Annotated in this window: 9 protein-coding genes and 1 pseudogene; 7 read left to right on the top strand and 3 right to left on the bottom strand. The window is 39.1% G+C overall.

The window, feature by feature from the left end; translation table 11 throughout:
* The 3 genes and pseudogenes from EGI31_RS22435 to EGI31_RS22425 form a co-directional block, all read right to left on the bottom strand.
* Positions 1 to 817: pseudogene (locus EGI31_RS22435) on the bottom strand (hypothetical protein); the annotation flags it as partial.
* A 7-nt stretch (positions 818 to 824) separates the two neighbouring features.
* A complete protein-coding gene (locus EGI31_RS22430; RefSeq protein WP_255039432.1) occupies positions 825 to 2597 on the bottom strand; it encodes a tail fiber domain-containing protein in 1773 nt (590 codons plus the stop codon).
* A 26-nt stretch (positions 2598 to 2623) separates the two neighbouring features.
* Entirely contained in the window at positions 2624 to 2962 is a 339-nt protein-coding gene (locus EGI31_RS22425; RefSeq protein ID WP_255039431.1) for a LytR/AlgR family response regulator transcription factor, read from the bottom strand.
* Positions 2963 to 3185: 223 nt separating this feature from the next.
* Here EGI31_RS22425 and EGI31_RS22420 point away from each other — a divergent pair, with 223 nt between their 5' ends.
* The 7 genes from EGI31_RS22420 to EGI31_RS22390 all read left to right on the top strand — a co-directional run bounded on the left by EGI31_RS22420 (position 3186) and on the right by EGI31_RS22390 (position 13015).
* Positions 3186 to 3890, top strand: a complete 705-nt coding sequence (locus EGI31_RS22420) for a LytR/AlgR family response regulator transcription factor (protein WP_255039430.1) — start codon at positions 3186 to 3188, stop codon at positions 3888 to 3890.
* Positions 3887 to 6064 carry a tetratricopeptide repeat-containing sensor histidine kinase gene (locus EGI31_RS22415; RefSeq protein ID WP_255039429.1) on the top strand — a complete coding sequence of 726 codons (2178 nt, stop codon included), beginning with the start codon at positions 3887 to 3889 and terminating at the stop codon, positions 6062 to 6064. Before EGI31_RS22420 ends, EGI31_RS22415 begins: the two co-directional genes overlap by 4 nt.
* 276 nt (positions 6065 to 6340) lie before the next feature.
* On the top strand, positions 6341 to 7732 hold the full coding sequence (lpdA, locus tag EGI31_RS22410) for a dihydrolipoyl dehydrogenase (RefSeq protein WP_255039428.1): 1392 nt from the start codon (positions 6341 to 6343) through the stop codon (positions 7730 to 7732).
* A gap of 427 nt (positions 7733 to 8159) precedes the next feature.
* Positions 8160 to 8585 carry an Hsp20/alpha crystallin family protein gene (locus tag EGI31_RS22405; RefSeq protein ID WP_255039427.1) on the top strand — a complete coding sequence of 142 codons (426 nt, stop codon included), beginning with the start codon at positions 8160 to 8162 and terminating at the stop codon, positions 8583 to 8585.
* A gap of 180 nt (positions 8586 to 8765) precedes the next feature.
* A complete protein-coding gene (locus tag EGI31_RS22400) occupies positions 8766 to 10286 on the top strand; it encodes a trypsin-like peptidase domain-containing protein (RefSeq protein ID WP_255039426.1) in 1521 nt (506 codons plus the stop codon).
* A gap of 296 nt (positions 10287 to 10582) precedes the next feature.
* Positions 10583 to 11932 carry an Nramp family divalent metal transporter gene (locus EGI31_RS22395; protein WP_255039425.1) on the top strand — a complete coding sequence of 450 codons (1350 nt, stop codon included), beginning with the start codon at positions 10583 to 10585 and terminating at the stop codon, positions 11930 to 11932.
* A 6-nt stretch (positions 11933 to 11938) separates the two neighbouring features.
* On the top strand, positions 11939 to 13015 hold the full coding sequence (locus EGI31_RS22390; protein WP_255039424.1) for a DUF3810 domain-containing protein: 1077 nt from the start codon (positions 11939 to 11941) through the stop codon (positions 13013 to 13015).
* The last annotated feature ends 6 nt before the right edge of the window (positions 13016 to 13021 follow it).

The raw sequence follows: 13021 nt of genomic DNA, 5'->3' as shown, positions 1-13021 counted from the left end.
TTCCGGCAAATTTTATTTTGCCTGAAGTTTGGATAGAATAGCCATTTGTTGATTCAAAACTTCCTCCTATACCATTTGTGGTTTCCCCTCTGACAGCAGCTCCTGTGCCAGAATGAGTACCTCCAACCCCATAACCCAAGGAGTTTGTAGAGGAATTTTTCCCCCAAACACCTGCGTTTGGTCCTGAGGGTGTTGTTGAATTGGCAATACCATGTATACCAAAACCTAAACCACTTGAAAATGTTTCACCTTGAATGCCATTGTAACCACTTGTAGAGGTATTAGTTATTTTAAGAAGTGCGGAGGTTGAGGTTGAAGTTTGGGAGTATGGCAGTAAATCGCTCCATTCGGCATTGCCATTGCTATTGGTTGATTTTAGAAATTTATTTGTTCCTGCACCGTTTAGCCCTCTGAACTCTACCTTACCTTCTGTTTTCAAAGCATACCCACTATTAGAAGAAGTAAATTGTCCTCCAATTCCAGTATCTGAAGAACCGAAAACACCACTTGATTCAGCCGAAAACCCACTAACTCCACCCCCAAAGGCGGATTCACCATAAACCCCAACTCCTGAGATGGATCCGCCAAAAACCCCTGATCCAGACCCCGAATGAAATCCTCTTACACCATAACCATTTCCGTTTGTAGAATTGTTTTCGCCTGTAATTGCTGTGTAAATGTTAGTTGGATTTGTTGGCTTTAAAACCGCTCGAATTCCATTAACGTTTTCGGTATCACCTACAACTACGTCTATTTTAGGCGTTTGCCCAAACATTTTGAAGCTAATAAATAGCGAGAGAAACAAGATTTTTTTCATGGTGATTTTATTTTTTAGAATTCAAGTTTTCAGTATTTGGTTGAATAGTAGTAAGCATTGCTTCTATTTTATCAAGGCGAGTTTCTAAGGTTTGGTTTTGGGTTTTCAAAGCATCATTTTCCTTTTTTAGCTCTTTTATTGCTTCAATCATTAACGGCGTGAGTTGCAGGTAATTAACGAATTTATATCCATTTGCATCGGTATCTACCAATTCTGGGAAAATCTTTTCAACTTCTTGTGCTATTAGGCCCATTTGTGTTTTTTCGCTGAAGTTTCTATCAGGATACTCATTAGTTCGCCATTTATAGCTATATCCATTTAGTTCATTCACCGCATTGAGCGGACTCATTATCGGTTGTATATTCTTTTTGAATCTTTGGTCTGAGGTTAAAACCACACCTGCCGCTCGCACGCTTCCTGTAGCGTTTATATCTCCACCTACTTGGAGTTTCCAAGTAGTATTGGATGCTAAACTAGTAATAGGCATATTGATACCCACTACATCTGTAAAAAAATCACCTCCTATCAATGGAATTGAACTAGGTGTATTCTCTATATATAATTTATTTCCCCCAATTTCATTTTGAGCAGCTTGATTTCCTATAGCAACATTTCTACTACCCAAGCAAGCATTACACGCATAATCTCCAATTGCCACATTATCTGAACCTGAAACATTGTCGAATAATGCATTTTTCCCCAATGCAGAATTATAATTTCCAGTTGTATTTTTATATAATACCTGATACCCGACAGCAGCGTTTTGAAAGCCAATTGTATTACTTTTCATTGCTTCTCCACCTATGGCAGTATTGTATACACCATTGCTACTATATGTAGAATTATTAGTAGCTAGTGCGTTAACCCCCACAGCTACATTAAATCCATCATAAACTGATTCACCATTGGTAAATGACTGCGTAGACAGAGCATTATCGCCAATTCCGACATTTTTAGATGAATAAGTGTTTGAATATAAAGCATAGGCACCTATGGCAGTATTGTTTGCCCCGATGATATTTTCATACATTGAATTGGAGCCTACTGCTGTATTTCTAACACCATTGGTAGCAGTTGTTGGGTTATTTTGCGAAAGTGAATTCGAACCAACAGCAACATTGTCACTGTCATAAGTGATACCATTGTTAGCAAAATTTTGGGTTCTTAATGCTGAATACCCTATTGCTGTATTGTAATTGGCGTTTGTATTTCGATACAAACTATAGGCACCAAAACCCGAATTTGAATACCCTTTTAGATTACCGTACATTGAAAAATAACCCAACGCACTATTATTATAACCAGTTAAATTTTTTGTAAGTGATGAATTACCTACTGCAGTGTTAAAACTTGCAGTATTATCCGTCAGTGCTTCATTACCGATTGCTATGTTATAATTACCTACTTGGTTGATATACAAGGCATTAATGCCTACTGCAATATTGTCTCTGCCGTCGCTGGCAAATGCTCCGGATTGGGTAGGTTGAGCTTTATACAAGGCACCATTTCCTATGGCAATATTTTTTACACTATAATCTGAGGTACCACCATTTGAGGTATAATGAGCATTGTTACCTATCGCAATTATATCGGTTCCAAAGTTATTGTTTTTTAATGCGTTATTGCCAATAGAAGTATTAAGGTAAGAATTAGCTCCATTGCTAAATTTACTTTGAAGTCCTTTTGGAGTTATGGTAATAGAACCATCAGAAATAGACAGGCTGTTTATTTGCCCCCAAACATTTACACTCATAAAAAAAAACATCAATAATTTTTTCATATCACAATCAATTAATAATTAACAATTTAAATAACATTTAAAAATGGCTTACGCCTTCTTGAAACCACGAAACTCAGGTTGTTGGAAAGCTCCACGCTGGATTCTTGGCAGGTTTTTACATGTTGGCGATTGATGACAAGGCCGCGGTTTATTCTTAAAAACTCTGGGTTTTCGGCAAGACGACTTTCGATGATTTTCAGCGTGGTAGACGAAAATATCATTTGGCCACCTACCAAAAACACTTTGGTGTAGTTGAGGTCTGACTGTAGATATAAAATATCTTTTGACGGCACTTTTTTACGACTGCCAATCGGTATGATGTTGTTGTTCATGGTGTGTTTTGAGTTTTTTAAATTAATTTTCATTTCGTTTTATCTGGCCAGTCGATCTCGTGATGAAGAATGTTTTTACATTGTTTTTGCTTGAACATTTCATCAACAACTTGGCTTTCAATAGTTTCCAAAGTTGCTTGAAAGCGTCGGTCCATGAAATAGCCAATAGACAAACAACCCAACAAATAGACGAACGACACCGATAAATATCTATTCAAGGTTTTCAATGCTTCGAAATTATCGGTATGTTTGTTTTATGAAGCTAATAAATTGCATAATCATAGACGACAACGAGATTGACAGACTCACAGTGAGTTCTTTTGTAAACAGAAGTGCTGCATTTCAAGTACTTGGAGTTTTTGATAATGCCTTCGATGCCATTCCTGTTTTGGAGAAAGAAAAAGTTGAGGTGCTTTTTTTGGATATAGATATGCCCAACATGAATGGTATTGACTTCAGAAAAATAGCCAAGGATGTCCCGATTTGCATTTTCATAACCTCACATCCCGAATTTGCCGTTGAAAGTTTTGATCTTGACACGCTTGATTTTATCGTAAAACCGCTCAAGTTTGATAGGTTCAGCAAAACGGTTGACCGCATTAGAGATTATCTCGAACTCAAACAAAAAGCCAACCTTTTTGAAGCGAGCTTGGGTGGCGATGTGATTTATATCAAAGAGGGCACTGACCAAGTAAGGATCAAGCTACATGATATTTTGTACCTCGAAGCACTTAAAGATTACACCAAAATCGTAACCGAAACCAAGCAACATTGCGTGCTGTCGAGTTTGGGAGTACTCATCAAAGACCAACATTTTAGTAGTTTTGTGAGGGTACACCGTAGTTATGCCATTCAGAAACACTACGTATCAAAAATTCAAACCAATGATGTTATGCTGCGGAATGAGTTTCTGGTGCCTATTGGAAGGAGTTTTAGAGAAAACCTAATTCAGCTACAATGAAGACTAAACTTTTATTTATCCTTTTGCTTCTTGCAAGTAGATTGCTGTTTTCGCAGTCAAACAAAGCCATTGAAGACCTCACTGCCGAACTACAAAAACATACAACCTCAGATACTACGAGGGTAATGTTAATTCTCAAACTTACTGTTGCAAACTATGGTGTTAACCCAACTAATATGCAGTTGCGTGCAGAAGAAGCCATTCAATTGTCCAACAAATTAAACTTTAAAAAAGGACAGGCCGAAGGATATAAGATGCTGGGAGCAAAGTACATATCGGTCGGGGACTATCAAAAAGCAGAAGCCAATTTCCAAACGTCTCTAAAGTTATTTGAAGAATCAAAAATATACTCAGGAATCATTATTTGTAATAATAATTTAGGATCTGTCGCCCTGATGCAAAATAAATATCCAGAGGCATTGGTTTATTTTCAAAACTCCATTCGTGTATCCGAAAAGGCCAAATTGCCGAAGCTTGCAGGATTGGCATATAGCAACATTGGGGTTATTTATACGACTCAAAAAAAGTTTGACTTAGCTCTAAAACACTTTCAAGATGCCCTTTCGATCAATACAACTGCTAATTCTGCCGACGGAATAGCGGGAGGATACAGCAACATCGCCTCGGTGTATTTAGATATGAAAAATTACGACAAAGCATTGGAGTTTTATGCTAAAGCCCTTGCCAAAGACATTGAGATGAACAATAAGGTTGGCATGGCACGCGATTATGGCAATTTGGGCCTGGCTTATGCCCGACAGAAGATTTATGAGCCATCCTTCGAAAACCACAGCAAGGCACTTAAATTAGCCGAGGAATTGGGAAGTAAAAAGGGAATAGCCATCAACAATGCAGGTGTTGGTGAATATTATCTACAGAAAAACAGGCTAGATGAGGCTTTGCCTTTTATGATGAAATCAAAGGATATTGCTCTGGAAATCGGCACCAAAGACGTGTTAAGAGACGCTTACCTTGGACTTAGCGATATTTTTGAAAAAAAGGGTATTGCCGACAGTGCCTATCTGTATTTTAAAAAATATGTTGACGTAAAAGAGAGTATTGACAATGAGAATAACCAGAAGCAATTGGCTCGGTTAGAGATTCAATACGAGTTTGATACAAAGGAAGAAAAATACAAAAACCAGCAACTTTTGGATGCCGAAAACTTGAAACAAGGCCAATTATTGCTGGCTCTTAACAATGCAAAACTAAGTGTTAGCAATAAGGAGCGAGACTTGGTAAAACTGAACTATCTAAAAACCCAAGCCGACCTGAAAGCCGAACAGATTCAGGGTATTTCGAACAAAAAACAATTGGTGGCGGCTGAGAACGAGGTGAAATTGAAGAAAACCGAAGTAGAGATTGCCAATCTTAATTTGGCAGCCAAAGAAACACAAAAATGGTTCTATGTCAGTGGATTGCTTCTTTTGAGTGTAATCGGAGGCTTGCTACTCTATCAACGAAATACTAGCCAAAAAGCCAATAAGAAACTACAAGCATTAAACACGGAATTGGATGAGGCCAATAAAGCCAAAATACGGTTCATGGGAATCTTAAATCACGACTTACGAAGCCCAGTGGCCAGCTTATTGCAGTTTTTACAACTCCAGCAAGAAAGCCCCGAGCTATTGGATGAAACCAACAAAAAGAGACTCCAAAACAAGACCATAACGAGTGTAGAAAATCTTTTGGTTTCTATGGAAGATTTGTTGCTTTGGAGCAAAGGGCAAATGCAAAATTTTAAGCCTTTTCTCAAAAAAATTGAGATTAAATCCATTTTTGAAGACACGCAAAGGCATTTTGAAAGCCAAGAACATATAAAAATAAACTTTCTCAGTCCCGAAAATTTAACCTTACAAACAGACGAAAACTACCTAAAAACGATAATTCGGAATCTAACTGGCAACGCCATTGGGGCTCTTTCAAACACAGAAGATCCAACCATTATCTGGAAAGCTTGGGAGGAAAATGGACAGAAGTTGATTTCGGTAACAGACAATGGACCCGGTGCCACGAATGATCAGTTCAAAGCTTTGTTTAGTGATTCTGAAGCCATTGGTATAAAATCCGGCCTCGGGCTTCACCTCATCCGTGACCTCGCTAAAGCAATAAATTGCACTATTTCCGTAAAATCCAACCCAGGCGAAGGGACTACCTTTGTACTTTCTTTTTGATTCTTAAATCTTGTTTGGTTTTCGAGATTCAAGTATTGCCAAACCATCTGGTATTGCTTTCTGATTAAATCATTTTTGGTTTGAAGCCAACTTTGAAGTTTGGGAGAAAGCATTCATTTGGGATAGAAATAACCCATCAGCAGGACCTTACTTGTACTTTCCCACCCAAAACTTTTACTATTTGTTTAATAAAGCCCCAAAAGTCGTCTGTAGAATTCTGCTTTCGATTTTATTCACTAAATTTGCACCCAAATTATACCAAAAATCAAATTTCTTATGGCACAGTATGATGTTGTGATTCTCGGAAGTGGCCCTGGTGGTTACGTTACCGCTATTAGAGCTTCTCAGTTGGGAATGAAAGTAGCGGTTATAGAGAAGGAAAATCTGGGCGGTATCTGCCTCAACTGGGGGTGTATTCCTACCAAGGCTCTTTTAAAATCGGCACAAGTGTTTCAATATATTCAGCATGCCAAAGACTACGGTATCACTGTGGGCGAGGCCCATGCAGATTTCTCGGCGGTAATAGGCCGCTCAAGAAGTGTAGCCGACGGCATGAGCAAAGGCGTGCAGTTTTTGATGAAGAAAAACAAAATTGATGTTATGGACGGATACGGTAAAGTACAGCCTGGTAAGAAAGTAGAAGTTACAGCTGCAGATGGTACAAAGTCAATCATTGAAGGAAAAAACATTATCATCGCTACAGGTGCAAGAGCCAGGGCATTGCCAAATGTGCCAATTGACGGCGAAAAGGTAATAGAATATCGCAAAGCCATGACACTCGAAAAACAACCTAAATCATTGGTAGTCATAGGTTCAGGTGCCATTGGTGTAGAGTTTGCTTATGTGTATGCCAGTATGGGTACCAAGGTTACTATTGTGGAATTTTTGCCAAACATTGTCCCTGTGGAAGACGAGGACGTTTCAAAAGAATTGGCAAAGCAATACAAAAAAATGGGTATCGAAATCTACACCGACTCCAGTGTAGAGAAGGTAGATATTTCAGGAGCGGGTTGTGTTTCGACTGTTAAAACACCAAAAGGAGAAATAACGATAGAGTCAGACATCGTACTTTCGGCAGCAGGTATAGTAGCCAATATCGAAAGCATTGGTCTTGAAGATGTAGGCATAGCAACTGATAGAGGTAAAATATTGGTAGATAAGTATTACCAAACCAACGTTCCTGGATATTTCGCCATCGGTGATGTGGTTCCAGGACAAGCATTGGCACATGTGGCAAGTGCGGAAGGTATTATATGTGTTGAGAAATTGGCCGGACATCATCCACAGCCGTTGAACTACGGAAATATTCCTGGTTGTACCTACTGTTCTCCAGAAATAGCTTCAGTTGGTTACACGGAAAAAGCTGCGAAGGAAGCTGGATATGAGATAAAAGTAGGCAAGTTTCCATTCTCCGCATCTGGCAAAGCCAAGGCTGGTGGTGTGCCTGAAGGTTTTGTAAAAGTCATTTTTGATGCTAAATACGGTGAGTGGTTGGGCTGTCACATGATTGGTGCCAACGTAACCGAAATGATAGCCGAGGCTGTAGTTGCTCGTAATTTGGAGACAACCGGTATGGAAATCGTGAAGTCGGTTCACCCGCACCCAACAATGTCAGAGGCCATCATGGAAGCAGCCGCTGCTGCTTACGGTGAGGTAATTCACTTGTAAAATATAGGTTTCGCCTAGAAATCTTCAATATATCAGAAACCTCCAAGATTCGACTTGGAGGTTTTTTTTGGCCCATGTTTGGCCAGTGTTTGTGTCCTACAAACATTTTAATTGCCAAAGTTTGTGTCCTCACAAACTTTCCACTCCTCACAAGCTTTCCAGCTTACTCAAATTTATGTAACGTTGTCGTTTGTGAGGACACAAACGAAGGCTTAACAGTTATCGTTTGTGAGGACACAAACGAAGGCGTTACGAGGGCGTTCAGGAAAAAATGTCATTACAGGAAATTGAAAAATCAGCCACTTTGTCATTTAAATTTTCTCACCAAACGCACCTTTCGGCCATTTTGTCTTAAAAAAACGATTGGAATAAGTTTTGTTCATTGTCAACCAAACAAAATTTGTAAAACATTAAACAAACAATAATTATGAAAACGTTAGTAAGAAACTATGACAATTTGAATTCTTTCCCAGCTTTGTTCAACGAATTTTTTGGTGAGCCAGTTGTTGCTAAATGGAACAAAAACCTACCCGCTGCAAACATCAAAGAAACTGAAGATAACTTTGGAATTGAGCTAGTAGCTCCAGGTTTCAAGAAGGAAGCTTTCAAGGTAGAAGTGCATGAGCGTAACCTTACCATTTCGGCCGAAGAAAAAACGGAATCTGAAGAAAAAACAGAGACATTTTTGAGAAAAGAATATAGCTTCGGTTCGTTCACGAGGTCTTTCAGATTGCCCAATACAGTTGATTCAGACAAAATTGAGGCAGCTTACGAAGACGGGGTTTTGCATGTGACTATCCCTAAAAAAGAAGAAGCCAAACCGAAAGAACCGAAATTGATATCGATAAACTAAGTATTGATTTTTGATTTTAGCATCTCCCAGAAAACATGGGAGATGCTTTTTTAGTTAATTAATGTTAAACATATATTCACACTGTAAATTTTATTTCAAGAATTTGCGTTATTGCTTTACTTGAAAATAAATTTGTATCACTATAAGTTTGAAATTCAATAAACATAAAGCTATTAAAAAATGACATTGAATAATTCTTGGAAGACCGCCCTCATTGCCGTATCGGCAAGTGTGGCTACCATTGCCGGTTATAGAGCCATAGATGGTTATCGCAACGATGTAGTAATCAACGAAGCAGGGTCAAACGGCTCTGTCATGAAATTTGCCAACTTGCCCGCAGGACAACCTGGCGACTTCACATTTGCAGCTAGTGCTTCTGCACCTGCGGTGGTACACATAAAAGCCAAAAGCTCTAGAACTGTGCGTCAAATGCCTTCTATTTTTGACCAGTTTTTTGGAATGGACGACATGTTTGGCGGTCCTCGTACCCAAAACCAAGAGTCATCAGGTTCGGGTGTAATCATTTCTGAGGATGGTTATATTGTAACCAATAACCATGTTGTGGAAGGAGCTAACGAACTGGAGGTTGTTACTTACAACAAGAAAGCTTATGATGCCACCATTGTAGGCACTGACCCGTCCACAGACATTGCGGTTATTAAAATCGAAGAAAGAAAACTACCAGCGATTACCTTCGGAAACTCTGACGATGTAAAAGTTGGTGAGTGGGTGCTCGCAGTTGGTAATCCTTTCAACTTAGAATCAACCGTAACAGCCGGTATTATTAGTGCTATTGGCCGGAATATCAACATATTAGGCCAAGGACAAAGAAGAGGTCAGCAGTCGGATCAAAAACAAGATTCGCCGATAGAATCGTTCATTCAGACGGATGCGGCTGTAAACCCTGGTAATAGTGGAGGTGCATTGGTAAACCTTAGTGGACATTTGATAGGCATAAATACTGCGATTGCCTCACCAAATGGTGCTTATGCAGGATATGCGTTTGCTGTGCCCTCAAGTATCGTTAAGAAAGTTTCTACGGATTTGATCAAATTCGGAAACGTTCAACGTGGATTTATTGGACTTGCTCCAGTGGAGTTGAACAACAAGAACGCCAAAGAACTTGATTCTGACTTAGATGAGGGTATCTATGTGGCGGAAGTACCAGAAGATGGAGCAGCCAACAGTGCCGGCATCAAAAAAGGTGATGTAATTACCAAAGTTGATGGTGTCGAAACCAAATCAGAACCAAAATTCAGAGAGTTAATTGGCAGAAAAAGACCAGGTGAAAAAGTTACTTTGACCGTGAATAGAAATGGCAAAGAGAAGGATTATGTCGTAACGCTCAAAAACAACAAAGGTGGCGAAGGTGTAGTGAAGAAGGACCCAGAATTGGTCTCGGCTTACGGCAAATTAGGAATTACACTTGAAGATTTGTCTGCCAAAGACAAAGAGAAAATTGGTTTGAGAAACGGAGTAAGAATTTCTGAAATCAACGAGGATGGTTTCTTTGGAGAGCAGACCAATATTGAGGAAGGCTTCATAATTACCAGAGTTGGTAATGTGAGGGTTAATTCCGCAAAAGAAGTAAAAGATCAAATAAATGCCGCCAAGAAAAACGGAGAGGAGGGAGTGTTGATTTGTGGAGTTTATGAAGGCAGCACTTCTAGAAACTATTGCGTCGGAATTCCGGTGGAATAGTGGCTTCGGCTCCGCTCAGCCACCATTCGATTCTTCTAAGGTACTTAGGCTGTAGAATCCGCTTGGATGTTGTAAATGTCATATTCTGATAGCTGAGCGTAGTCGAAGCTTGAGCCCGAAGGTTTTTATCTTCGGGCTTTTTTGTTTTCAATTGTCGGTGGAAAAATTGGGTTTTGAAGATATATTTCTATTTTTATAAAATGTTCAACCCTAAAATGAAACACCCAGTAAAAGTTTGAGATTCTTTCGAAATAATTATTTCCTTGCGTCTTAGCGGCGTTGCGGTGAAAAATAGTATGCAAAACGACCCATATCATTTAAGTATTGAAAAAATCAAACAAGCTCCTGAGACTTTCAGCGAGAGGCTAAAATTTCTTGGACCTAGCCTTATACTTTCTGCGGCAATCGTGGGTTCTGGCGAACTTATAGCCACCACCACACTTGGAGCCAAAGCCGGTTTTGTTTGTTTTTGGATTATTTTGGTTAGTTGCGTGGTAAAGGTCATGGTTCAGCTCGAATTTGGTAAACACACGGTAAGTACAGGTGAAACTTCAATGCAAATTATGTCGAAATTGCCCGGACCTAAAATCCGTGGTACACGCTGGAGTGTATGGCTGGTTTTTGTAATTATGATCTTTAAACTGCTTCAAGTAGGTGGAATAGTTGGCGGAGTAGCCATCACGCTCAATATGGTTTTTCCGATGGTTTCCGTGCCAATATTTGCATTTTTGGTGGCCGCCTTGGGTGCCATTTTGGTTTATCAAGGATATTATCAAAGCTTGGAGAAGCTATCGCTTATCATGATTGCTTTCTTTACTGTTTTCACTTTTTCTTCCCTCTATTTTCTGAAATTTACTCAATACCAAATATCCTGGGAAAATATTGCCGAAGGTCTTTCCTTTAAACTTCCAAAGGCAGCTTTGGCCTTTGCTTTCGGGGCATTTGGTATTACGGGTGTAGGTGCCGACGAAATTATTCATTACAATTATTGGTGTTTGGAAAAAGGCTATGCATCGCATGTAGGTCCACGTGACAATTCAGCAGAATGGAAAGCCAGAGTAAAAGGCTGGGTAAAAGTCATGCAATTGGATGCTTTTCTGGCCATGTTGATTTACACCACAGTTACTGCGGCATTTTATCTTTTGGGAGCGGCGGTTTTACATCACCAAGCCAACCTACCAGAAGGTTACCAAATGATAGAAGTGCTGTCGTCTATGTTTACAGAAAGCCTCGGTTCTTGGTCAAAAACCTTCTTTCTAGCGGGGTCGTTCACTATTCTATTTTCTACGGTTTTCTCCGCTTTGGCTGCTTGGACACGGCAGTTTGCCGATATATTTGGTCAAATGGGCTGGATAGACTTCGGAAATATGGCTGAACGTAAAAGACTTATTGCTCGTTTGGCGTGGATACTTCCTTTTCTCTGGGCATTTTTGTTTGTCTATATCAAACTGCCCATGATTATGGTTATTTCGGGCGGAATTGTAGGCTCGTTCCTGTTAATTTTGGTGATTTGGGCGGTTATTTTCAATAAGTATTTTAGAAAAAATGACGTCGAAAAATCAACTCCGACCTATAATCTGTTGCTTTGGATAAGTATCTTGGCCATCCTTTCGTTTTGTATATTTGGTATCGTGAAATTGTTCTAAAGGCACATGAAAAACCTTGGTTGGAAAATCATCAGCATTATTTTGCTGCCCATACAATTTATAATTATTAAAATAATTACCTCCAACGAAGAATGGGTTGAATACTATTATTCAAGAGGTTTTTTTAAGATAATTACTCGATTTTTAAGGATAATAACTGGCTGGACAAGTGTTTCTCTCGGCCTAATTTTGGTATATGCTTCGAGTGCTTTTTTGTTTTATTTGTCTGTTAAAACGTTCCTAAGAATAAGAAAAAAGGAGGTTTCGTTGAGACAAATTATTATAAATTTCTTCGCCTATCTGTCTCCTATTTACTTGTTTTTTATGCTGACATGGGGTCTGGCCTATCATAAAAAGCCTTTGAAAGACCTTTTGAATTTGAATACCGAAAATATTAAAAATCAAGAAGTTATAGATTTGTGTAAAGAATTGATAGATTCTACCAACCTTACTCGTTCAAGAATTCCGGAATCAAAACTTCGAGACTTAACCTTTGAAAAAGTATTTGCAAAAGCACCAATAGGATATGAAAAATTAGAAAATCAATGTAACTTTTTAAGCTACACTACACCATCAATAAAAATGGCGACCGGAAGCGATTTGCTCGCCTACATGAGTACCAGCGGAGTGTATATGTTTCCGACTGGCGAGGCGAATGTCAATACCAACAACATGATATACGACGTGCCATACGTTACAACGCACGAAATGGCCCATCAACTAGGTTTTGCATCTGAAGAAGAGGCCAATTATTTGGCCTATTTATCTTGCAAAAATAATCCAGATCCCGTTTTTCAATATTCGGCCCATTATGGCACAGTTTTCAGGGCATTGAACAAAGTTTGGGAAATAGACAGCACTTTTTCAAAATCACTTTTTGATAAATTAAGTCCGGCAGTAAAGGCTGACAGAGAAAAAGAAAGACAAATTTGGAAAAAATTCAGAAATCCCATTCAAGTTTATGTTGTCAGTCCTTTTTATGATTTGTTTTTAAAGTCCAACGGCCAAGAACAAGGCTCTCGCAGCTACGATTTAGTCATAGATTTGATGGTGGCGGAGCGTAGGAAGGGTTTGAAGAAATAGGTTTTT

It is taken from the genome of Lacihabitans soyangensis (assembly GCF_024343775.1).
Classification (GTDB): domain Bacteria; phylum Bacteroidota; class Bacteroidia; order Cytophagales; family Spirosomataceae; genus Leadbetterella; species Leadbetterella soyangensis.
This window is presented reverse-complemented; position numbering and strand designations above follow the sequence as displayed.

Excerpts from the sequence above, each read along its gene's own strand:
- EGI31_RS22430 (WP_255039432.1), bottom strand. The coding sequence starts at position 2,597 with ATGAAAAAATTATTGATGTTTTTTTTTATGAGTGTAAATGTTTGGGGG.
- EGI31_RS22425 (WP_255039431.1), bottom strand. The coding sequence starts at position 2,962 with ATGAAAATTAATTTAAAAAACTCAAAACACACCATGAACAACAACATC.
- EGI31_RS22420 (WP_255039430.1), top strand. The coding sequence starts at position 3,186 with ATGAAGCTAATAAATTGCATAATCATAGACGACAACGAGATTGACAGA.
- EGI31_RS22415 (WP_255039429.1), top strand. The coding sequence starts at position 3,887 with ATGAAGACTAAACTTTTATTTATCCTTTTGCTTCTTGCAAGTAGATTG.
- lpdA (WP_255039428.1), top strand. The coding sequence starts at position 6,341 with ATGGCACAGTATGATGTTGTGATTCTCGGAAGTGGCCCTGGTGGTTAC.
- EGI31_RS22405 (WP_255039427.1), top strand. The coding sequence starts at position 8,160 with ATGAAAACGTTAGTAAGAAACTATGACAATTTGAATTCTTTCCCAGCT.
- EGI31_RS22400 (WP_255039426.1), top strand. The coding sequence starts at position 8,766 with ATGACATTGAATAATTCTTGGAAGACCGCCCTCATTGCCGTATCGGCA.
- EGI31_RS22395 (WP_255039425.1), top strand. The coding sequence starts at position 10,583 with ATGCAAAACGACCCATATCATTTAAGTATTGAAAAAATCAAACAAGCT.
- EGI31_RS22390 (WP_255039424.1), top strand. The coding sequence starts at position 11,939 with ATGAAAAACCTTGGTTGGAAAATCATCAGCATTATTTTGCTGCCCATA.